The sequence below is a fragment of the Halomonas ramblicola genome (assembly GCF_030409215.1).
GTDB lineage: Bacteria > Pseudomonadota > Gammaproteobacteria > Pseudomonadales > Halomonadaceae > Halomonas > Halomonas ramblicola.
The window spans coordinates 557,104-578,785 of sequence record NZ_JAUFPL010000032.1 but is presented as its reverse complement, the minus strand read 5'-3'; the positions used below and the strand labels follow the sequence as shown (position 1 = coordinate 578,785).

Sequence of the window (21,682 nt, the reverse complement as noted above, 5' to 3'; positions counted from 1 at the left end):
CGTCCGGCTCCTTCAGCCGCCCTGCCCCGCCATATAGAGGGCCCGCGCCCGGTCGAGGTGGGCGCGCATCTCGCCCACCGCCGCCGCCTCGTCGTGGCGGCGGATGGCGTCGAGGATGCGCTCGTGCTCCTCGAGGGTGATGTGCTCGTTGCCCTTCCAGTGCAGCATCGCGGTATGGAAGTGGGCCAGCCAGTCGAGCATGGCGTGGCTCACCGCGATGAAGATGGGATTGCCGGTGGTCTCGGCGATGATCCGATGGAAGGCCATGTCGGCCTCGATGAAGGCCCCGGCGTCCCGGTTCAGCTCGCCACGCTGGCGTTCCAGCGCCTCCTCCAGGCGGGCGATGTCCGCCTCGCCGGCCGTGCGCGCGGCCCGCGCCACCATGCCCAGCTCGAAGAAGGCGCGCGCCTCCTTGAGGTGCTCCAGCGACTGCGGCGAGCTCGACAGCATGTGCATGGCCGTCAGTTCGATCTGCGACAGCAGCCCCTCGGCGGTGGGCGCCGTCACCCGCGGCCGCTGGCCATGCTGGATCGCCACCAGGCCCAGGCGTTCGAGCGACTGCATCGCCTCGCGGATCGCCGGCCGCCCCACCCCGAACAGCTCCATCAGTTCGCGCTCCGACGGCAGGTGTTCACCGGGCGCATAATCGCCTTTGAGCAGCATGGCATAGAGCCGATCGAAGACGTCATCGGACAGCTTGCGACGGCTGATCTTCAGGGCATCACTCATGGGTCGTGGACCTTCCTCAGGGGCAGCAGGAACGCAGCTTACGCATTGCGGACACCGCCGGACAGCGCTCCTGCGACCATGGTCGTATTTGACAGGGTCAGGTGATTATCATGTCATTATACCAGTTGGCCGGCAATATGCCCCCTTAAGGAGACTCTGCGCTCCCCACGAAACCACCACCCAGCAGCGAGGAAGATTCACATGACCACCATTGCGTTGATCGGTGCCGGCGGCAAGATGGGCTTCCGCCTGTCCCGCAACCTGAAGCCCTCGGAGTTCGAGGTCCGCCACGTCGAGGTCAGCGAGGCCGGCCGCAGCCGCCTCGAGGAGGAGCTGGGCATCGACTGCGTCGACGCCGAGCAGGCGGTGCCCGGCGCCGAGGTGGTCATCCTCGCCGTCCCCGACACCCTGATCGGCAAGATCTCCCACCAGCTCTCGCCACTGATGGAGAGCGGCAGCATGCTCGTCACCCTGGACGCCGCGGCCCCCTTCGCCGGGCACCTGCCCGAGCGCGAGGACCTGGTGTACTTCGTCAGCCACCCCTGCCACCCGTCGATCTTCAACGACGAGACCGAGCTCGAGGCCAAGCGCGACTACTTCGGCGGCTACAAGGCCACCCAGCACATCGTCAGCGCGCTGATGCAGGGCCCGGAGGAAAGCTACGCCCTGGGCGAGGCGGTGGCGCGGACCATCTACGCCCCCGTGGGTCGCTCCCACCGGGTCAGCGTCGAGCAGATGGCGCTGCTCGAACCGGGGCTCTCCGAGACCGTCTGCGCCACCCTGCTGGCGGTGATGCGCGAGGCCATGGACGAGGTGGTGCGCCGCGGCGTCTCCGAGGAGTGCGCCCGCGACTTCCTGCTCGGCCACATGAACATCCTCGGCGCGGTGACCTTCGACGTGCAGCCCGGCGCCTTCTCCGATGCCTGCAACAAGGCCATCGAGAACGGTAAGCCGATGCTGATGCGCGACGACTGGAAGCGCGTCTTCGAGCCCGACGAGATCGCCGAGAGCATCCGCCGCATCACCTGAGCCTCACTTGAGAGAGATCGACCCATGAGCGATCGCATCCTCGCCAGCTACCTGATCGAGACCCCCTACCCGCTGGAGCGCGCCGCCGAGGTGATGGCCGGGGAGCAGTCCTGCGGCACCTTCACCCGCCTGGCCGGCGAGACCGACGCGCTGCGCGAGGCACACGGCGCGCGGGTCGAGCACATCGAACCGCTGGAGAGCCTCGACTCGCCGTCGCTGCCGATCCCGGCGCCACCGGCCGGGGCCGGCACCCCGGTCTACCGGCGGGCTCGGGTCACCCTCTCCTGGCCGCTCGCCAACCTCGGGCCCTCGCTGCCCACCCTGGTCGCGACGGTGGCCGGCAACCTCTTCGAGCTCAAGGAATTCTCGGCGCTCAAGCTGCTCGACCTGACGCTGCCGGCGCCCTTCGCCGAGGCCTACCCCGGCCCGCAGTTCGGCGTGGCCGGCACCCGCGAGCTGACCGGCATCCCCGAGCGGCCGCTGATCGGCACCATCATCAAGCCCAGCGTGGGGCTGTCCCCGGCGGCCACCGCCGAAGTGGTCCGCGAGCTGGTGGAAGGCGGCATCGACTTCATCAAGGACGACGAGCTGCAGGCCAACGGCCCGCACAACCCGCTCAAGGCGCGGGTCGACGCCGTGATGCCGGTGATCCGCGAGCACGCCGAGCGCACCGGGCGCCGGGTGATGTACGCCTTCAACATCACCGGCGAGGCCGACGAGATGCGCGAGCACCACGACTATGTGGTCGCCGCCGGCGGCAGCTGCGTGATGGTCGCCCTGAACGCCGTCGGCCTCGCCGGGGTGACCCAGCTGCGCCGCCATTGCCGGGTGGCGCTGCACGGCCACCGCGCCGGCTGGGGGCTGTTCAGCCGCTCGCCGCACCTGGGCATGAGCTTCGTGGCCTACCAGAAGCTGTGGCGTCTGGCCGGGGTCGACCACATCCACGTCAACGGCCTGCGCAACAAGTTCAGCGAGGACGACGCCAGCGTGATCGCCAGCGCCCGCACCTGCCTGACGCCGATGTTCGCCCCGCCCGCCTCGGGCTGCCAGGTGATGCCGGTGTTCTCCTCCGGCCAGACCGCCGACCAGGCCGCCGACACCTACGCCGCCATCGCCAGCACCGACCTGATCTTCTGCGCCGGCGGCGGCATCATGGCCCATCCCGACGGCATCGGCGCCGGGGTGAGGAGCCTGCGCCAGGCCTGGGAGGCCGCCGTGGCGGGCCTGGACGTCGACGCCTACGCCCGCGAGCACCGCGAGCTCGCCCGCGCCCTGGAGACCTTCCGCCGATGACACCGACCGACACCGCCCCGCTGATCGCCTACTACGGCGACGACCTGACCGGCTCCACCGACGTCATGGAGGCCCTCGCCGGCCAGGGCGTCGATACCGTGCTGTTCACCGCCATCCCCGATGACGCCCAACTGGCGCGCTTCCGCCACTGCCGGGCCATCGGCCTGGCCGGCACCAGCCGCAGCGAGACGCCGGCCTGGATGGAGCGCCACCTGACCCCGGCGCTGGCCTGGCTGCGCGAGCGCGGCGCGGCGTTGTGCCACTACAAGACCTGCTCGACCTTCGACAGCGCCCCCGGGATCGGCAGCATCGGCCGCGCCCTGGAGATCGGCCGGCGCCTCCACGACCAGGACGGCGTGCCGATCGTGGTCGGCGCGCCGCAACTGCGCCGCTACACCGCCTTCGGCCAGCTGTTCGCCGCCTACCGGGGCGAGGTATATCGCATCGACCGCCACCCGATCATGGCGCGGCATCCGGTGACGCCGATGCACGAGGCCGACCTGCGCCGCCACCTGGGCGAGCAGACCGAGCTCGACATCGGCCTGATCGACCCGGTGACCCTGGCCGACGCCGAGGTCGATGCCCGGGTCGACGCCGCCCGCGCCAATCACGCCGCGCTGCTCTACGACGTGCTGGATCCCGCCAGCCAGGCGGCGGTGGGGCGCCAGCTGTGGCGCTCCCGGCCGCCGAGTGGCGGCTTCGTGGTCGGCTCCTCGGGGGTCGAGTACGCCCTGCTCGCGGAGTGGCGCCGCCAGGGGCTGGTCGAGGCGGCGCCCACTTTCGACGATCCGGGCCCGGTGGAGCGCCTCGCCGTGGTCTCGGGGAGCTGCTCCGAGACCACCGCCCGCCAGATTCGCTGGGCCGAAGAGAACGGCTTTGAAGGCATTCGGGTGGATGCGGCGCAGCTGGCCGACGATCACCAGGCCGCGGCCGCACTGGAAACGGCCCGCGAGCAGGCACAGGCAGCGCTTGAAGCGGGGCGCAGCGTGGTGCTCTACACCGCGCTGGGGCCAGAGAACGGCCTGGCGACCCTGCCCGACGGCGACGCCGCGCATGCCATCGGTCGACGGCTGGGCGGCCTGCTGCGCGACTTGGTGCGCGACCAGCGCCTGACCCGGGTGGTGGTCGCCGGCGGCGACACCTCGAGCCACGCCATCCAGGAACTCGGCATCCAGGCGCTGACCACCTGCCTGCCGCTGCCGCAGACGCCGGGCTCGCCGCTGTGCACCGCGCACAGCGCCGACCCCGCGTTCGACGGCCTGCAGATCGCCTTCAAGGGCGGCCAGGTCGGCGACGACGCCTACTTCGGGCGAATCCGCGACGCCGACCTCGATTGACACCCAATGAATGGCGCCGGCGCAAGCCGGCGCCGGGCTCCCCTCGCGCCCCTCTTCCCTCTTACGGCTTCCCGCTTCCCTCGCCCAGTAGGGCCACCAGCTCGGGCACTAGCCGCTCGCCGTGGCCGCAGTCGTTGATGTCGCGATACAGGGCGTCGATGGCCTCGGCGACGCCGCGGGCCGCGCCCAGGTCCTCGGCCATGGCGTGGTAGTAGCCGACGTCCTTGAGGGAGTTGGCGAGGCTGAAGCGGAAGCCCGAGGGGTCCTCGGCGACGATGAAGGGGCGCAGGCGCTCCAGCACCACCCCACCGCCACCGCCGTTGCCGAGCACCTCGAGGAAGACGGCGTCGTCGATGCCGGCGCGGCGCGAGGCCGCGGCGGCCTCGGCGAGTACCGCGGTGAAGCCCAGCGACACATAGTTGTGCAGCAGCTTGAGCTTGTGGCCCGCGCCCACCGGCCCGCCGTGGGTGATATGCTCCGAGAAGCTCTCGAGCAGTGGCCGCAGGTCACGGAACAGCTCGTCGGCGGCGCCGACGATCAGGTTGAGGCGCCCCTCGGCGGCCTCCTTGGGGGTACGGGTCATGGCGGCGTCCATGAACCGGCCGCCGGCCGCGGCGATGCGCCCGGCGATCGCCTCGGTGGAGCGCGGAATCGCCGTCGAGCAGTCGACGACCGCACTGCCGGCCTGCAGTCCCTCCAGCACCCCGCCGGCATCGAACAGCACGCTCTCCACCTGGGGCGTGCCGGTGACGCAGAGGATCACCACCTCGGCGTCCAAGGCGACCTCCCGGCCACTCGACCGGCGCTCCGCGCCGGCCGCCAGCAGGTCATCGACCGGCTGGTTGCCGGGGTGGTCGAGGAAACTCAGCCGGTGGCCGGCGCGCAACAGGCTCGCGGCGATGCCGTGGCCCATCAGCCCCACGCCGACCATGCCGACCCGATACTGCTTGCTCATGGAAGCTCTCCCGTCGATGGATTCGTTGTTCAGCCGGCCTCCAGGGCCGCGGCAACAGCCCGCCCCAGGGTCTCGGTGGTGCCGCTGCCCTTGAGGTCGGGGGTCAGCACCGCCGGGTCGCCCTGGGCGAGCACCGTCTCGATGGCGCCGACGATCGCCGCGCCGGCCTCGGCCTCGCCGAGGTGCTCGAGCATCATGGCGCCGCACCAGATCTGGCCGATGGGGTTGGCGATGCCCTGCCCGGCGATGTCCGGGGCGCTGCCGTGGACCGGCTCGAACAGGCTCGGATACTCGCGGGTGGGATTGATGTTGCCCGAGGGGGCGATGCCGATGGTGCCGGTACAGGCCGGCCCCAGGTCGGAGAGGATGTCGCCGAACAGGTTGCTGGCCACCACCACGTCGAACCAGTCGGGGTGCAGTACGAAGTGGGCGGTGAGGATGTCGATGTGGTACTGGTCGACCTCGACATCGGGGTAGTTCGCCCGCATCGCCGCCACCCGCTCGTTCCAGTAGGGCATCGAGATCGACAGGCCGTTGGACTTGGTGGCCGAGGTGAGCTTCTGCCGGGGCCGCGAGCGGGCCAGCTCGAAGGCGTAGTCCAGCACCCGGTCGACCCCGGTGCGGGTCATCAGCGTCTCCTGCAACACCACCTCGCGGTCGGTGCCCTCGAAGGCGCGCCCGCCGAGCCGCGAGTACTCGCCCTCGGTGTTCTCGCGCACCACCAGGAAGTCGATGTCGCCGGGCTCGCGGCCCTTGAGCGGGCTCTCGATCCCCGGCATCAGCCGGCACGGCCGCAGGTTGACGTACTGGTCGAAAGCGCGCCGGAACTTGAGCAGCGAGCCCCAGGCCGAGACGTGGTCGGGTACGGTGTCGGGCCAGCCCACGGCACCGAAGAAGATGGCATCGAACCGCGACAGCGTCGTGTGCCAGTCGTCCGGCAGCATGTCGCCGTGCTCCCTGTAGTAGGCGCAGCTGGCGAAGTCGAAGTGCTCGAACTCCAGCGGCAGGTCGAAGCGGCGCGCCGCCACCTCCAGCACCCTCAGGCCCTGGGGCACGACCTCGAGTCCGATGCCATCCCCCGCCAGTACCGCGATCTTGTGGGTCATGTGGTGTCTCCCGGTTGGGGTGGATCAGCCGTGGCGGATCGCCACCGTCTTGAGCCGCGTGTAGCTCTTCAGGCCCTCGAAGCCCTTCTCGCGGCCGTGGCCGGAGCGGCCGACGCCGCCGAACGGCAGTTCGATGCCACCCGCGGCCCCGTAGTTGTTGACGAACACCTGGCCGCTGCGCACGCCCTTGGCCAGGCGCAGCTGGCGGCCGCCGTCACGGGTCCAGATGCCCGCGCAGAGGCCGAAGTCGGTGCCGTTGGCCTGGGCCAGGGCCTCGGCCTCGTCCGCGAAGACCTGCACCGCCAGCACCGGCCCGAACAGCTCCTCACGCAGCACCGCATGGCCCTCGGGGATGTCGGTCAGCAGTTGGGGCACCACGTAGTGGCCGCCCGCCGGCGCCCCCTCCGCCAGGCGCCCGTGGGCCAGGGTGCGAATGCCGTCGGCGCGGGCCGCCTCCAGGCGCGCCTCCAGCTTGGCCTTCTGCCGGGCGTTGATCAGCGCCCCGCAATCGGCATCCGCCTCACCGGCGTCGCAGCGCAGGGTCTCGAACCGCGCGGCCAGGCGTTCCAGCACCTCGTCGGCGATATCGCGCTGCACCAGCAGGCGGCTCCCCGCGGAGCAGGTCTGGCCGGCGTTCTGGATGATGCCGCGCACCACGAAGGGCAGCGCCGCCTCCAGGTCGGCATCGGCGAAGAGGAGTTGCGGCGACTTGCCGCCCAGTTCCATGGTCACCGGCACGTGATGCACCGCCGCGGCCTGGGCCACCCGGGTGCCGGTCTCCGGCGAGCCGGTGAAGGAGAGGTGATCGATGGCGGGATGCGCCGACAGCGCGGCCCCCGCCTCGCCGCCGAGCCCCGGCACCACGTTGAGCACGCCGGGCGGCAGCCCCCGCTCCAGGGCCAGCTCGGCGAGGCGCAGCACGCTCAGGCAGGCGTCCTCGGCGGGCTTGAGCACCACCGTGTTGCCGGCCGCCAGGGCCGCCGCCACGCAGCGCCCGAAGATCTGGGCGGGATAGTTCCAGGGGATGATCTGGGCGCAGACGCCGTAGGGCTCGCGCAGGGTCATCACGGCGAAGTCGTTCTCGAAGGGGATCGTCTCGCCGTGCAGCTTGTCGGCGGCCCCGCCGTAGAAGCGGAAGTAGCGGGCACAGGCGGTGATGTCGCCGCGGGCCTGGGTCATCGGCTTGCCGGTATCCGCGCACTCCAGGGCGGCGAGCCGCTCGTGGTCGGCCTCGATGGCCGCGGCGAAGGCCAGCAGCCACTCGCTGCGCCGGCGGGCGTTCCAGTCGGCCCAGTTTCCCAGTTGGCCGGCGATGGCCTGGCCGGCGGCCTGGACCGCCGCGTCGACGTCCACCGCCTGGCTGCGCGCAATGCGGGCGATCGCCTCGCCGCGTGCCGGCGCCTCGACCTCCAGGGTCGCCTGGGTCGTCACCCAGTCGCCGCCGATCAGTGCCTGGCTGCGGGGCATGGAAGGGGGTGCTGCCATGTGAAGGACTCCTGTGCTTGTCATTGTCAGTAGAGAAGGTCGACCAGCCCCATCGAGATCCAGGGCATGTAGGTGATCGCCATCAGGCAGGCGAGCACGACCAGCACGAAGCGCAGCAGCCAGGGGATCAACTGGTCGATGGACAGCCTGGCCACCGCACAGGCGGCGAACAGGTTGACGCCGAGCGGCGGGGTGAACATGCCCAGCGCCAGGTTGACCACGATGATCAGCCCGAAATGCACCGGGTCGATGCCGTACTGCACGGCGATCGGGGTGAAGATCGGCGCCAGCACCAGGATCGCCGCCGAGGTCTCGACGAACATGCCGATGATCAGCAGCATGACGTTGACCGCCAGCAGGAAGGTGATCGGGCTCTCGAATACCAGGCTCACCCAGTCGGCCACCTGGGACGGCAGCCCGGAGCGGCTGATCAGGAAGCTGAACAGCGCCGCCGCGGAGATGATCAGCATCACCGTGGCGGTGGCCATGACGCTCTGGCGCAGGATCGGCCACAGCTCCGACCAGGCCAGCTCGCGATAGACCAGGCCGCCGACGACCAGCGCATAGACCACCGCCACCGCCGAGGCCTCGGTGGGGGTGAAGACCCCACCATAGATGCCGCCGATCACCACCACCGGCATCAGCATGGCCGCCCAGGCGCGCCGGAAGGCAGCGGTGAAGGGCACCCGGTCGTCCCGGTCGCGCAGGCCGTAGCCGCGCACCTTGCAGAACAGGTAGAGGAACACCAGCAGGGCCCCGCCGATCAGCAGCCCCGGGCCGATGCCGGCGATGAACAGCCGGCCGATGGAGGTATCGGTGCTGACCCCGTAGAGGATCAGCGGGATCGACGGCGGAATCAGCACGCCGAGTTCGGACGACGAGGCCTGGATGGAGGCCGCCAGCGGCCGTGGATAGTCGTGGCGCACCATGGCCGGGATCAGGATCGAGCCGATGGCGAAGGTGGTCGCCACGCTGGAGCCCGACACCGCGGCGAACAGCATGCAGGTCAGCACGCAGGTCATCGCCAGGCCGCCCTGCAGGCCGCCGACGAGCGACTTGGCCAGGTCCACCAGGCGTTGCGAGATGCCGCCGGCGGCCATCAGGTTGCCGGCCAGGATGAAGAAGGGGATCGCCATCAGCGGGAAGTTGTCGATGCCCACGAACATCTGCTGGGGCACCATCAGCAGCGGGAAGCGCGTGAAGAACTCGATGCCGATGATCGAGGCCAGCAGGATGGAGACGGCGATGGGCACGCCGAGGGCGAAGAAGATGATCAGCGACAGACCGATGGCGAGATTCACTGGCCGGACCTCCGAGTCGGTTGAGCGGGATCGTCGCCGTTCGGCAGCGTCGCGGATGGCGCCGGCGTGGCGGGTTCGATACCCGATGGCGTCGTCTCCCGGGGCGGCGCCTCGGCCTCGACGTCGGCCAGCCCGACGGTCTCACGCCCGGTGGCCTGGGCCAGCAGGCGGGCCACCACCGCTATCACCGAGAAGCCGGCGCCGATGGGGATGGCCGCATAGACCCAGGAGATGGAGATCCCCAGGCCCGAGAGCATCTGGTTGCGGACCCGGAAGGTCATGGCGGTGCCGTAGTAGACCAGCACGGCCAGGGCGATGAGGCAGCCCAGGGCGATCGCCGCCTCGAGCAGGAGCAGGCGGCGCTCGGGGATCAGCTTGTAGATGACCTCCACGGACATCATGTAGCCACCGCGGAAACAGGCGGCGGCGGCGAGGAAGACGCACCAGATCATCGACGACCGCGCCACCACTTCCGACCAGGTCGAGGGCGCATCGAAGACGAATCGCGTCAGCACCTGATAGAAGCCGGTGGTCACCGAGACGACCAGCATCAGTCCGGCCGCGATCAGGGCCACTCGGGACAGCACGCGCTCGCTGCGCAGGAAGAGTTCCACCATGGCATTCACCTTGCGGGGGCCGGCCCCGGTGGACGCACCGGGGCCAGCGGTCGGGGCGATCAGCAGTTGCTGTTGCGGATGCGCTCCAGCATCTCGCTGCCGTACTCGTCGGTGAAGACCTGGTAGGAGGGTTCGACGGCCTCCTGGAACTGGGACTTGTCGATGTCCTCGACCACCGTCATGCCCTTCTCCTTGAGCTCCTCGACCCCTTCGGTCTCGAGCCGCGAGACCATGGCGCGGGTGGCCTCGGCCCCGGCACGGGCGGCTTCGGTGAACCAGCCCTTCTCCTCATCGCTCAGGCCGTCCCACATGATCGGCGAGGCCAGCATGATCGCCGGCGAGTAAACGTGGCCGGTCAGCGAGAGGCGGTCCTGCACCTCCCAGAGGTTGCCGGTGAGGATCACCGAGATGGGGTTCTCCTGACCGTCCACGGTGCCCTGCTGCAGGGCGGTGAACAGCTCGGGGAAGGCCATGGGGGTGGGATGCACGTCCATCTCGCGGAAGGCCGCCATGTGCATCTCGTTCTCCATGGTGCGGATCTTCAGGCCGCTGGCATCCTCCGGGGTCTGGACGTCGCGCTGGCTGTTGGTCAGGTGGCGGAAGCCGTTCTCGGTCCAGGCCAGGCCCACCAGGTCGTGGTTGCCCATCCTGTCGAGCAGATCCTGGCCGATCTCGCCGTCCAGCACGCAGCGCGCCTGGTCGTAGTCCTCGAACAGGAACGGCAGGTCGAGCACATAGGTCTCCGGCACGAAATTGCCCAGCGGACCGGTCGAGGTGACGACCATGTCGATGGTGCCGATCTGCAGTCCCTCGATCATGGCGCGTTCCCCGCCCAGGGCGCTGGAGGGATGCTCCGCCACGGTGAACTCGCCCCCGCTGAGCTCCTCGAGCTTGGCGGCGAAGGCATCGATGCCCTCCGAGTAGTGCGAGCTGTCGGACGTGGTATGTCCCACGGTGACGGACTGGGCGGCCAGGGCCCCCAGGCTGGTGGCGGCCAGGGCCAGGGTCGAGACCCCGGCGACGGCGGCATGCAGGGTGTTGCGAGCGAAGCGCTTGGTCATTGTTGTAACCCCTCGGGTTTGCGGCTGGGTGGGAACCGACGACCGTGGCCGTCGGCGTACTGCAAACTGGTATAATGACATGATAATCACCTGACTCTGTCAAATACGACCATGGTCGCAGAAGCGCCGCATGGGTCGGCGGCCAGGCGGTCACGGTGGCTGCCTACCTCGCCGAGTCGGCCAGGAACGCCTCGACGATCTCGCGGAAGTCCGTGTCGCGCGGGAAGCCCAGGGCGTCGGCGCGCCGGGTGTGGAAGCGGGTCGGCCAGCTGCCGACGATGGCCTGGATGCGCGGGTCCGGCTCGTGGCGGATGCGCTCCGCGGCCGCCTGGCCGGCGACCTCGCGCAGCGTCTCGATCATCCCGGCGACGCTGACGGTGATGCCCGGCAACATGAAGGCCCGGAAACTCCCCAGGCACTCACCGGGGACCTCGGCGCCGTGCACCAGGGCCTCGACCACCCGGCCGGGCGACATCACGAACAGCTCCAGGTCGCTGGGCACCGGGCAGATCGCCTCTTCGCCCGCCAGAGGCTCGCGCAGGATGCTGGAGGCGAAGCTGGAGGCCGCGGCATTGGGCCGCCCGGGGCGGATCACGATGGTCGGCAGGCGCAGCACCAGGCCGTCCACCAGGCCGCGACGGCTGTAGTCGTTGATCAACAGCTCGCACATCGCCTTCTGGGTGCCGTAGGAGTTCTGCGGCTGCAGGGCGGTCATGTCGTCGAGGGTTTCGGGCAACTCGCCGCCGTAGGCGGCCACCGAGCTGGCCATGACCAGGCGGGTGGCGGCGAGCCCACGGGCACGGCAGCCCTCGAGCAGGGCCCGGGTGGCGTCGAAGTTGACGGCCAGGCCCAGGTCGAGGTCCGCCTCGGCGGCGGAGCTCACCACCGCCGCCAGGTGGTAGATGACGTCGGGCCGGGCGTCGAGCATGGCATCGAAGGCGCCGGGGGCGGTGATGTCGCGCGCCTGGGCGTCCACCTCGACGCCGGCGACCGCGGGTGTGGCGGCCTCGACCTGGTCGATCAGGGTCAGCCGGCGGATCGGCTCGCCCTGGAGTTCGCCGCGCTCCAGGAGGCGGCGGATCAGGCGCTGGCCGAGGAAGCCGGCCGCGCCGGTGATGGCAATATGCATGGTGTCGTGCTTCCTGTGGTTGTCATTGTGGTGTTTGCTGCGGGGTCGGGCCCCTAGAGTCGGAGCCCGAAACCCTGCCCCCAGCCGAGTCCCGCGCGGGTCGCGCCGGCGGGTCGGTACTCGCAGCCGACCCAGCCCGCATAGCCCAGCGCCTCGAGCCGTGCGAACAGCGCCGGGTAGTGCACCTCGCCGACGTCCGGCTCGTGGCGCTCGGGCACCCCGGCGATCTGTACATGGCCGATGGCCTCGAACTGCCGCTCCAGGTGGCGGCTCAGGTCGCCGTCCATGATCTGGCAATGGTAGAGGTCGAACTGCAGGCCCAGGTTGGGCTCGCCCACCTCCTCCAGTACCGCCATGGCCTGGGCCTGGCGCGACAGGAAGAAGCCGGGCATGTCGCGAGTATTGATGGGCTCGATCAGCACCTCGCGGCCGGCCTTCGCCGCCTCGCGGGCGGCGAAGCGCAGGTTGGCCACATAAGTGGCGTGATGGGCGGCTCGCGCCTCGCCATCGGCATCCGCCGGCAGCAGCCCCGCCATGGCGTGGACCCGCGGGCAGCCCAGGGCCTCGGCGTAGCGCAGCGCCTCCACCACCGAGTCGCGGAACTCCGCCTCGCGCCCCGGCAGGCTGGCCAGGCCCCGCTCGCCGCCCTCCCAGTCGCCGGGCGGCAGGTTGAACAGCACCTGCTCGAGGCCGGCATCGGTCAGCGCCGCGCGCAGCGCCTCGGGGGGATGGGCATAGGGAAACAGGTACTCGACGCCGCGGAAGCCGGCCTCGGCGGCCGCCGCGAAGCGGTCGAGGAAGTCGTGCTCGGTGAACAGCATGCTCAGGTTGGCGGCCAGTCGGATCATCGTGGGTTTCCTGTTCGCATCGGGTCAGTCGCGGGGGAAGCGAGCCTCGAGCTCGGCCACCTGCTCGGGAGTCAGTGCGATCCGCTTGCGCAGGTGGGTCTCGTCGTGGGCGCTCATGCCGTGCTCCCCTCCGTCAATTCGTCCAGCACCGCGAAGGCGCGCGAGAAGAAGGCCTCGCCGCCGAAGTTGCCCGACTTGAGCGCCAGCGACAGCGGCGCCTCGCGGCCGGCCAGCGGCGCCTGGGTCCAGGGCACGCCGGGGTCGATCTGGTCACCGATACGCAGCTGGCGAATGCCCAGCGCCGAGACCACGGCGCCGGAGCTCTCGCCGCCGGCTACCACCAGGCGCCCCACGCCCTCATCAACCAGAGTGCGAGCCAGCTGGCCCAGGGCCCGTTCGACCAGTTCGCCGGCGCGTTCGACGCCCAGCGCCGCCTGGGCGGCCTTGACCCGCGCCGGGGCGGCGGAGGCGTAGACCAGCACCGGGCCGCCGGTGGCGAGGTGCGCGCGGGCGAAGGCCAGGGCCGCCTCCAGGTGGGCGTCGTCCTCGGCGAGCGCGAGCGGGTCCAGGGCGATGCCCGGATGACGCTCGAGGAAGTGCGCCACCTGGCCCAGGGTGGCTCGCGAGCAGCTACCCGAGAGCACCAGGGCGCCGCCGGCGGCCGGCGCCAGGCGGCCCGGCTCGGCCACCTCGGCCAGCCAGCCGCGGCGGCGGTACTGCTCGGGCAGCGCCTGGCCGAGGCCCGACCCGCCGGTGACCAGCGGATAATCCACCAATGCCTCGGCCAGCACGGCCAGGTCGCCCTCGTCCAGGGTGTCGCAGATCACGTGGCGCACGCCCTCGGCGGCCAGCGCTTCCAGGTGCGCACGGGTGGCCTCGGCGCCCTGGGCCAACACCGGGCGCGCGGCCAGGCCCACCGGGTGCGGCGTCTGGCGGCCCAGCACCCGCACCAGGTCGGCATCGGTCATGGGGTTGAGCGGATGGTGCTGCATGCCGCTGTCGTTGAGCAGGCGGTCGCCGACGAAGAGGTGGCCCTGGTAGACGGTGCGGCCGTTGGCCGGGAAGGCCGGCACCATCACCGTCTGCGTTCCCCCTGATCGCTCCAGCAAGGCATCGGCCACCGGGCCGATATTGCCGGCGTCGGTGGAGTCGAAGGTGGAGCAGTACTTGAAGAACACCTGGCGGGCGCCCTGCCCCTGCAGCCACGCCAACGCCGCCAGCGAATCCGCTACCGCCTGCTCGGCAGGCGTGGAGCGGGATTTCAGCGCCACCACCACGGCGTCCACGTCGCCGAGGTCGAGATCGACGTCGGGCACGCCGATGGTCTGCACGCAGCGCATGCCGGCGCGCACCAGGTTGTTGGCGAGGTCGGTGGCGCCGGTGAAGTCATCGGCGACGGCGCCCAGCACCAGGCTCATGCCTCACCTCCGTGGACGTCGTTGGCGGCCTCGGGCAGTGCGATGCCCGACAGCCGCTGGTAGACCTTGATCACCGCGGCGTCGTCCTCGCGGCCGAAGCCGGCGCCCCTGGCCGCGGTGAACTGCTGCAGGGCGCTGGATGCCACCGGGGTGGGCATGGCCAGCTCGCGGCCGGTCTCGTGCACCAGGTTGAGGTCCTTGACGAAGATGTCCACGGCCGAGAGCGGCGTATAGTCGCCCGCCAGGATGTGCGGCACGCGGTTCTCGAACATCCAGGAGTTGCCCGCCGAGTGGGTGATCACCTCATAGACGGTCTGCGGGTCGAGTCCCAGGCGGATGCCCAGCGCCATGGCCTCGGCGGCGGTGGCGATGTGCACGCCGGCCAACAGCTGGTTGACCAGCTTCATGCTGGAGCCGACGCCGGCGGCATCGCCCAGCCGATAGACGGTGGCCGCCATGGCGTCGAGCACCGGCGCGGCCTGCTCGAAGGCCGCCGGCGCACCGGAGGCCATCACCGACAGCTCGCCGCGGCGCGCCTTGGCAGCGCCACCGCTCACCGGGGCATCGAGCATGGCGAGCCCCATGGCGTCGAGACGGGCGCCGAGGTCGCGGGCGAAGGCCGGCGCCACGGTGGCGCACTGGATGACCAGGCTCCCCGGCGCCAGTCGCCCCGCCACGCCCTGTTCGCCGAACAGCACCGCCTCCACCTGCTCGGCGTTGACCACCAGCAGCAGCACGATATCGCACGCCGCCAGTGCCGACGGCGTGGCGACGCTGCGCCCGCCCTCGGCCTCGAACGCCTGCCGGGCCTGGTCGGCGATATCGCAGCCGGTGACGTCCAGCCGGCGCTCATGCATGGCCAGCGCGGTGCCCCTGCCCATGGCTCCCAGGCCGATGACACCGATACGCGGGCTCTTGGTTGGATGGCTCACCTGGCACTCCCCACTGAAGATGGCGTCGATTGCCACTGAATGATGGATGATGACTGGTAGCGCTATCATGTTAGCGCTATCATCGTTGTAGATGATCGGGATTCGGGCGGCAAGCCCGGGGGCGAAAGGTGCGACCAATGTCTAAACGGAAACCCAACTCACGCCACCGGCGCGGCTCCGCTCAGCCGACCCTCTCCCAGGTCGCCGAGCTGGCCGGCGTCTCCCCCATCACCGCCTCCCGGGCACTGAATGACCCGGAGCGCGTCAACGCGGCGACCCGCCAGCGCATCCTCGACGCCATGGAGCGCATCGGCTACGTGCCCAACCTGGTGGCCGGCAGCCTGGCCTCGGCGCGCTCGCGGTTCATCGCCGTGATCGTCCCCTCCCTGGCCAACGCCGTCTTCATCGAGGTCATCCAGGGCCTGCAGGCCACCTTCGAGGCCGCCGGCTACCAGATCCTGCTCGGCAACACCGACTACGACATCGAACGCGAGCACCAGCTGGTCCGGACCTTCCTGGGCTGGTCCTGCTCGGCCCTGGTGACCGCGGGGCTCAGGCACAGCCCGGCGTGCCGCGAGCTGCTCGCCGGCTGCGACCGCCCGGTGATGGAGGTGATGGAACTGGGCGAGGCCCTGAACCTGAACGTGGGCCTGGACCACCGGGAGGCGGGCGGCCGCATGGCCCGGCACCTGCTGGAGCGCGGCTATCGCGACATCGTCTACGTCGGCGCCCGCATGGCGGACGACTACCGCGCCGGCATGCGCTATGCGGGGCACCGGGCGACGCTCGAGGCGGCCGGCCTGGAACCCCGCCTCCTCGAGCTCGACCGGCTGGGCAGCCTGGAGGCCGGGGCCCAGGGCCTGGACCGGGTCCGCGAGCGCTTCCCCCGCACCGAGGCGATCCACTTCGCCAACGACGACCTGGCGACCGGCGCCCTGCTCCACGCCCTGCGCCTCGGCCTGCGCATTCCCGGGGACGTCGCCATCGCGGGGTTCAACGGCCTGCCCCTCGGCCAGCACGTCACCCCGCGGTTGACCACGATCCATTCCCCACGGGGTACCATGGGACGTCTGGCCGCGGAGCAGGTCCTGCGATGCCTGGCGGGGGACGAGGTCGAGGCGCGGCAACAGGATGTCGGCTTCGAACTGCGCATCGGCGAAAGTACCTGACCGCCGGGCAGGTTTTTTGAGAAACACTGTTCACAAAGTCCGCAGACTACGCTTACACTAGGAGTGACGATGCACCTTGGCCACGCCCGCGAGGTTCGGTGATGCCACGCCCTCTCTGCCTGCTCTTCGACTGTGACGGCACCCTGGTCGACAGCGAGCCACTGCTCGCCGACGAAATGGCCTCCGCCCTGAACGCCGTGGGGCTACCGTTCGAGGCCGACGATTACATGGGCGAGTTCCGCGGGGCCCGCTTCCGACGCATCGTCGCCGAACTGGAGAGCCGCCACGGCCCGGTCGACGCCCAGGCCCTGGAGCCGCTCGAGACCGCCATGCGAGCCAACCTGAACCGGCGCCTGGCCACCGAGCTCATCACCATCACCGGCGCCACCGAGGCGCTCGCCGCCCTGGCCGACTACCCCATGGGGGTGGTCTCCAACGGCCCGGTGAACAAGATCCGCACCTCCCTGGTGGCCACCGGCCTCGACACCCTGTTCGGCGACCGCCTGTTCAGCGCCTACAGCGCCAACTGCTGGAAACCCGACCCCCGCCTCTACCTGCACGCGGCCCGGGAGATGGGCTATCCCCCGGAGCGCTGCCTGGCCATCGAGGACTCGGTGGTCGGCGTACGGGCCGCCCTGGCCGCGGAGATGACGGTGATCCACCTCAACCGCTTCCCGGACGTGGAGGAGACCCCGGAGGGGGCGATCACGATCACCAGCATGTTCCAGTTACCCACCGTCGTGGCGCGGCTGGTGCGCGATCTCGCTCCCCGCGCCGTCGCCGCACGCTGACCCCTTACCGGCTGCACGCTATCGTGCCAGGCGCTATCATCCCGGCCATGTGACCATCCACTCGCCAGGAGCCTCCCTCATGGCCTCTCTCCAGGACCAGCTGCGCGGCCTCGTCTACTCCACCGAACACGGCGAAACCTGCCCGGAATGCCGCCAACCCATCGCCGACTGCCGCTGCACCGAGCAGGCGGAACAGGCACGCCTGGCCGCACTCGACGGCATCGTGCGCATCCGCCGCGAGACCAGCGGCCGCAAGGGCAAGGGCGTCACCACCGTCAGCGGCGTGCCGCTGCCCGCCGACGAGCTCAAGGCCCTGGCCAAGGCGCTGAAGAAGCGCTGCGGCACCGGGGGTGCCGTCAAGGACGGCGTCATCGAGATCCAGGGCGACCACCGCGAGTCGCTCAAGGCCGAGCTGGAGGCGCGCGGCTACCGGGTCAAGCTGGCGGGCGGCTGAGCGTCGCCGCCTCGCAGTGGGCCAGCAGGGCCGCCAGCGAGGCCTCCACCGGCGCCGCCACCTTGAGGGCATAGAGGTCGTCGGCGCGGGTGCGCCCCAGGTTGAGGCAGGCGATGGGCTTGCCCTCGCGGGCCGCGGCCCGGGCGAAGCGGAACCCCGAATAGACCATCAGCGAGGAGCCCACCACCAGCAGGGCATCGCTGGCCTCGAGCAGGGCGAAGGCCCGCTCCACCACGGGGCGCGGCACGCTGTCGCCGAAGAACACCACGTCCGGCTTCCAGATGCCATCGCCGCAGCGCGTGCAGGCGGGAACCCGGAAGTCGGCGAAATCCGCCTCCAGGTCGGCGTCACCGTCCGGGGCGGCGTCGGCGCCGGTCGTCATCCAGCGCGGGTTGAGCGCCTCGAGCTCGGCGTGCAGGTCGTGACGCATGCGGCGGGCGCCACAGGCCATGCAGCGCACCCGGTCGGCGCGCCCGTGCAGGTCGACGACCCGCCGCGAGCCGGCCCGCTGGTGCAGGCCGTCGACGTTCTGGGTGATCACCCCGGCCACCCGGCCCAGCGCCTCGAGGCGCCCCAGGGCGTGGTGCGCCGGGTTGGGGTGCGCCTCGCCCAGCGCACGGAAGCCCACCAGGGCCCGCGCCCAGTAGCGCTGGCGGGCGGCGTGGCTGGCCATGAACTGCTGGTGTTGCATGGGCGGCGAGCGCTTCCACTCGCCGGTCGCGTCGCGGTAGTCGGGGATGCCGCTGGCGGTGCTGATCCCGGCGCCGGTGAGCACCGCCAGCCGCGGATGGTGGTCGATGAAGTCGCCCAGTGCCGCCACCGTCTCGGGCCCGGGCGCGAGCCCCGCTATCGCTGCCGTCATGTCGCTGCCTCGCTGCCTGCGCCGAAAGAGCATGGCCCCCGAGGGCCCGGCTTGTCTAGAATAGGCCCTCGACCCCGGCATCCCACCCGATGGGCAAGGAATCCCGATGGCCTGGCTGGAATACCTGCTCCCCCTGATCTTCCTGTTCCCCCTCGGCGCCATGGCGGTGATCGTGGTGGCGCTGCGCAACCTGCACGACGCCCGCGTCCGCTCGCCGTTCGACGCCCACCCCCTGCGCGAGCCGGGCCAGCACCTGCGCGACCGCCTCGATCGCGCCTTCGCCGCGCTCTTCCTCGACGGCGCCCTGGGGCCCATCGTGACCCTGGCCCCGCTGGTCTACGGCATGGGGCGCATGCTGTTCTCCCCCGAGCAGGACTGGATCGAATGGGCGCTCTACGGGGCGCTGAGCACCCTGCTGGTACTGACCTACTGCTTCCTGCTGATGCGCGACTTCCAGCGCATCCGGCGGCTCAAGCTGGGCCTGGCCTGCGAGCTGGTCGTGGGCCAGGAGCTGGAGCAGCTGATCCGTCCCGAGGCCCATCCCTACTACGTCTTCCACGACGTACCGGCCGGCGATACGCGCATCGACCACGTGGTGGTCACGCCCTGTGGTGTCTTCGTGGTGGAGACCCGGGCGCGCACCCGCCCCTATACCCCCTCCGGCCGGGAGGTCGGCCTGGTCAACGTGGAACGCGCCCGGCTGCGCTTCCCGGGCTGGAGCGAGCGTCAGCCGCTGGAGAAGACCCGCCAACTGGCGCGCTGGATGGCGGAGTGGCTGAGCGAGCGCACCGGCCGCGAGGTGCCGGTGATGGGCGTGCTGACCCTGCCGGGCTGGGAGGTGGATGCCCGCCAGGGCCCCGACGACCTGCTGGTGGACAGTGGCGAGGGCCTCGCCCAGCGCCTCGTTGAACTTTGCCCCGGCGAGCTCGACACCGCCACCCACGACGCCGTCATCGCCACCCTGCTGGAGCACGGCGCCGCCTGCCAGGCCCAGTCGTCCGCCGACGACTAGAAGGCCGCGATCCGCACCCGCGTCGCGCAGCGTCCGCGGTCCAGTCGCACCAGGCTCTGCGCCGCCGGGAAGTCGGCCAGGCGCCCGGCGTCGATGCCGATGCGTACCTCGGTGAGCAGGCGATTGCCACGGCCGCGACACTCCAGGCGCAGCGCGCGCCCCGTGCCCTCGCCGAAGGCCGCCTCGAAGGCATTGACCAGGTCGTTGCGCGCCACCTCGCCGCCGCGGCGGATCGCCACGAAGTCGGCGAAGGCGCTGGCGTTCACCGCCTCGAGCAGCGCCAGCGAGGCGGCGGCATAGTCCTCCTCGGCGAACCCCAGGCAGGCGGCGTGCTTGGCGTACTGGTAGCGATCCAGGCAGCTCGCCCGCCCCGGCATGGCGGCGTCCAGGGCGTCGCCCAGCGCCTCCGGCAGGTCCAGCGGTGGATGCGCCCGGCAGAAGCTCCCGTCGGGGCGCGGCTGCTCCAGGAAGCAGCCCTCCCGCCACCAGCGCCGCCGCGCCACGCCGCGCTCGGCGAAGCGCTCCGGCAGCGAGGGCCACAGGCCGTGCAGCACGAAGCCCGCCTCGCCGCCCTCGCGCAGCCGCGGCTCCCGGCACTCCCGCGGCGGATTCGAACGACTGGCACAGAAGCCCGGGTGCCAGGTCAGCGCCAGGGTGTAGTGCTCGAAGCCCTCGGCGTCGAGCCGCGGGGGCGCCGCTTCCACCGGCGCCAGCAGGGATACCAGCAGCAGGGCGAGCCCCGCCAGCCATCCCCAGCGACCGGCCATGCCTCACTCCCCCCTCAGCCGGCCGCCCATCTCCTGGGCCAGGTCCACGGCGTAGTGGTCGGTCATGCCACCGATGAAGTCGAGCATGCGCCGATAGCTGTCGTAGAGGCTCCAGGAGCGGCGCGGGGTGTTCTCGCCGATCAGCGCCAGCACCCGCTGGTGCTTGAAGGTGGAACGCCCGGTGTGGTGCAGCTCGTGGGCGGCGCCGATGAAGGCCTCGAGCAGGATGCCCAAGGTCGTATAGGCGCCGATCTCCAGCTTGGCCTTGCGCTCGTTCTGGAAGATCCGCTCGCGAGCCAGCTGCTTGGCGGCCTTGACCCCCCAGTCCAGGTCGGGGTGGCAGAGTTCCAGCAGGTCGGAGCGCAGGCGGCCGCCCAGCAGCTCGGCCTCGTGCTGCACGAACACCGCGCCCACGTCGGTCACCGCCCGCTCCATGGCCGCCCCACGCAGGGCGGCGATGCGCCGACGCTGGGACACCCCGGCCCGCAGCATCTCGGCATAGTCGGCGGGCTCACCGCCGGCGATCTGGATCAGCACCTCGGCCACCTCGTCGTAGCGCAGGATGCCCATCTCCAGGCCATCCTCCAGGTCGAGCAGCGCATAGCAGATGTCGTCGGCGGCCTCCACCAGCCAGGCCAGGGGGTGGCGGCACCAGCGCCCCTCGCCGTTGGGCAGCAACCCCAGCCGCTCGGCCACCTCGCCGAGCAGGTGGCGCTCGCTCTGGTAGCAGCCGAACTTGCCCGCCACGCCGCCGTACTCCACCGTCCAAGGGTACTTGAGCAGGGTGCCCAGTGTCGCCGCGGTCAGGCGCATGCCGCCGCGGAACTGGTTGTACTCGATCTGGGTGACGATGCGGAAGCCCTGGGCGTTGCCCTCGTAGGTGAGCAGGTCGTCCCGCTCTTCGGCGGAGAGCCCCTCGAGCAGCCCGCTGCCGTCGTCCTCGGCGCGCTTGAACCAGTCGCGGATGGCGTACTCCCCGGCGTGGCCGAAGGGCGGGTTGCCGATGTCATGGCCCAGGCAGGCGGCCTGGACGATCACCCCCAGGTCCGCCGGGGTGATCCACCGGGGCAGCCGGCCGCGCAGCAGTTCGCCGACGCTCATGCCCAGCGAGCGCCCCACGCAGCCCACCTCCAGCGAGTGGGTCAGGCGGGTGTGGATGTGATCGTTGTCGGTCAGCGGGTGGACCTGGGTCTTGCGCCCCAGGCGCCGGAAGGAACCGGCGAAGACGATGCGATCGTGGTCCTTGTGGAAGGGGCTGCGGCCGATCTCGTCGCCGCCGCCGGGGCGCGTGCCGCGCCGGTCGTGCAGGCGGCCCGGGTCGAGCAGCCGCTCCCAGCTCATCTGCGTCATGGGTGTCCTCTCCTCGAGAGCCGTCATTCTGACACTG

Annotated in this window: 21 protein-coding genes; 7 read left to right on the top strand and 14 right to left on the bottom strand. The window is 70.9% G+C overall.

Annotation, left to right across the window (positions count from 1 at the left end; translation table 11 throughout):
- Positions 1-12: 12 nt before the first annotated feature.
- The gene (nanR, locus tag QWY80_RS16745) at positions 13-729 is read right to left on the bottom strand and encodes a transcriptional regulator NanR (protein WP_290233977.1); all 717 of its coding nucleotides are present in this window, start codon (positions 727-729) and stop codon (positions 13-15) included.
- A gap of 201 nt (positions 730-930) precedes the next feature.
- On the opposite strand from nanR, the gene QWY80_RS16740 reads away from it, so the two are divergent.
- Genes QWY80_RS16740 through QWY80_RS16730 form a run of 3 tightly spaced genes read left to right on the top strand, consistent with a single transcriptional unit; the run spans position 931 to position 4,388 of the window.
- On the top strand, positions 931-1,758 hold the full coding sequence (locus QWY80_RS16740; RefSeq protein ID WP_290233975.1) for a phosphogluconate dehydrogenase C-terminal domain-containing protein: 828 nt from the start codon (positions 931-933) through the stop codon (positions 1,756-1,758).
- A gap of 24 nt (positions 1,759-1,782) precedes the next feature.
- On the top strand, positions 1,783-3,051 hold the full coding sequence (locus tag QWY80_RS16735; protein ID WP_290233973.1) for a ribulose-bisphosphate carboxylase large subunit family protein: 1,269 nt from the start codon (positions 1,783-1,785) through the stop codon (positions 3,049-3,051).
- Positions 3,048-4,388 (top strand): four-carbon acid sugar kinase family protein, encoded by a 1,341-nt coding sequence (locus QWY80_RS16730; RefSeq protein ID WP_290233971.1) that lies wholly within the window; start codon positions 3,048-3,050, stop codon positions 4,386-4,388. Before QWY80_RS16735 ends, QWY80_RS16730 begins: the two co-directional genes overlap by 4 nt.
- Positions 4,389-4,449: 61 nt before the next feature.
- Here the strand turns inward: QWY80_RS16730 and QWY80_RS16725 are convergent, their stop codons facing one another.
- The 10 genes from QWY80_RS16725 to ltnD all read right to left on the bottom strand — a co-directional run bounded on the left by QWY80_RS16725 (position 4,450) and on the right by ltnD (position 15,240).
- The gene (locus QWY80_RS16725) at positions 4,450-5,343 is read right to left on the bottom strand and encodes an NAD(P)-dependent oxidoreductase (protein WP_290233969.1); all 894 of its coding nucleotides are present in this window, start codon (positions 5,341-5,343) and stop codon (positions 4,450-4,452) included.
- 29 nt (positions 5,344-5,372) lie between these two features.
- A complete protein-coding gene (locus tag QWY80_RS16720) occupies positions 5,373-6,449 on the bottom strand; it encodes a tartrate dehydrogenase (RefSeq protein ID WP_290233966.1) in 1,077 nt (358 codons plus the stop codon).
- 24 nt (positions 6,450-6,473) lie between these two features.
- On the bottom strand, positions 6,474-7,934 hold the full coding sequence (locus QWY80_RS16715; RefSeq protein ID WP_290233963.1) for an aldehyde dehydrogenase family protein: 1,461 nt from the start codon (positions 7,932-7,934) through the stop codon (positions 6,474-6,476).
- Between the two features lie 26 nt (positions 7,935-7,960).
- The gene (locus QWY80_RS16710) at positions 7,961-9,235 is read right to left on the bottom strand and encodes a TRAP transporter large permease (RefSeq protein ID WP_290233961.1); all 1,275 of its coding nucleotides are present in this window, start codon (positions 9,233-9,235) and stop codon (positions 7,961-7,963) included.
- Complete coding sequence (locus tag QWY80_RS16705) at positions 9,232-9,852, bottom strand: TRAP transporter small permease (RefSeq protein ID WP_290233959.1); 621 nt, start codon at positions 9,850-9,852, stop codon at positions 9,232-9,234. Before QWY80_RS16705 ends, QWY80_RS16710 begins: the two co-directional genes overlap by 4 nt.
- 59 nt (positions 9,853-9,911) lie before the next feature.
- Positions 9,912-10,913, bottom strand: coding sequence for a TRAP transporter substrate-binding protein (locus QWY80_RS16700; protein WP_290233957.1), 1,002 nt, complete (start codon positions 10,911-10,913; stop codon positions 9,912-9,914).
- Positions 10,914-11,076: 163 nt separating this feature from the next.
- On the bottom strand, positions 11,077-12,042 hold the full coding sequence (gene denD, locus QWY80_RS16695) for a D-erythronate dehydrogenase (RefSeq protein WP_290233955.1): 966 nt from the start codon (positions 12,040-12,042) through the stop codon (positions 11,077-11,079).
- A gap of 53 nt (positions 12,043-12,095) precedes the next feature.
- Positions 12,096-12,890: a 2-oxo-tetronate isomerase gene (gene otnI, locus QWY80_RS16690; RefSeq protein ID WP_290233954.1), complete on the bottom strand. Its 795-nt coding sequence runs from the start codon at positions 12,888-12,890 to the stop codon at positions 12,096-12,098.
- Positions 12,891-13,003: 113 nt separating this feature from the next.
- Complete coding sequence (gene otnK, locus QWY80_RS16685; protein WP_290233952.1) at positions 13,004-14,308, bottom strand: 3-oxo-tetronate kinase; 1,305 nt, start codon at positions 14,306-14,308, stop codon at positions 13,004-13,006.
- Positions 14,305-15,240, bottom strand: a complete 936-nt coding sequence (gene ltnD, locus QWY80_RS16680) for an L-threonate dehydrogenase (RefSeq protein ID WP_290233949.1) — start codon at positions 15,238-15,240, stop codon at positions 14,305-14,307. Before ltnD ends, otnK begins: the two co-directional genes overlap by 4 nt.
- A gap of 137 nt (positions 15,241-15,377) precedes the next feature.
- Between ltnD and QWY80_RS16675 the strand changes: the two genes are divergently transcribed.
- The 3 genes from QWY80_RS16675 to QWY80_RS16665 all read left to right on the top strand — a co-directional run bounded on the left by QWY80_RS16675 (position 15,378) and on the right by QWY80_RS16665 (position 17,654).
- Positions 15,378-16,409: a LacI family DNA-binding transcriptional regulator gene (locus tag QWY80_RS16675; RefSeq protein WP_290233946.1), complete on the top strand. Its 1,032-nt coding sequence runs from the start codon at positions 15,378-15,380 to the stop codon at positions 16,407-16,409.
- Between the two features lie 101 nt (positions 16,410-16,510).
- A complete protein-coding gene (locus tag QWY80_RS16670; RefSeq protein WP_290233944.1) occupies positions 16,511-17,200 on the top strand; it encodes an HAD-IA family hydrolase in 690 nt (229 codons plus the stop codon).
- Between the two features lie 79 nt (positions 17,201-17,279).
- Positions 17,280-17,654 (top strand): translation initiation factor Sui1, encoded by a 375-nt coding sequence (locus tag QWY80_RS16665; protein ID WP_290233942.1) that lies wholly within the window; start codon positions 17,280-17,282, stop codon positions 17,652-17,654.
- Here the strand turns inward: QWY80_RS16665 and QWY80_RS16660 are convergent.
- On the bottom strand, positions 17,635-18,516 hold the full coding sequence (locus QWY80_RS16660; protein WP_290233940.1) for an NAD-dependent protein deacetylase: 882 nt from the start codon (positions 18,514-18,516) through the stop codon (positions 17,635-17,637). The genes QWY80_RS16665 and QWY80_RS16660 overlap by 20 nt on opposite strands.
- A gap of 106 nt (positions 18,517-18,622) precedes the next feature.
- Here QWY80_RS16660 and QWY80_RS16655 point away from each other — a divergent pair, with 106 nt between their 5' ends.
- Entirely contained in the window at positions 18,623-19,528 is a 906-nt protein-coding gene (locus QWY80_RS16655; RefSeq protein ID WP_290233939.1) for a nuclease-related domain-containing protein, read from the top strand.
- Here the strand turns inward: QWY80_RS16655 and QWY80_RS16650 are convergent.
- Together QWY80_RS16650 and QWY80_RS16645 are read right to left on the bottom strand one after the other, a co-directional pair.
- The gene (locus QWY80_RS16650) at positions 19,525-20,295 is read right to left on the bottom strand and encodes a ribonuclease T2 family protein (RefSeq protein WP_290233937.1); all 771 of its coding nucleotides are present in this window, start codon (positions 20,293-20,295) and stop codon (positions 19,525-19,527) included. The two genes, QWY80_RS16655 and QWY80_RS16650, sit on opposite strands and share 4 nt — an antisense overlap.
- A 3-nt stretch (positions 20,296-20,298) precedes the next feature.
- On the bottom strand, positions 20,299-21,645 hold the full coding sequence (locus tag QWY80_RS16645) for a deoxyguanosinetriphosphate triphosphohydrolase (protein WP_290233935.1): 1,347 nt from the start codon (positions 21,643-21,645) through the stop codon (positions 20,299-20,301).
- Between the last annotated feature and the right edge of the window lie 37 nt (positions 21,646-21,682).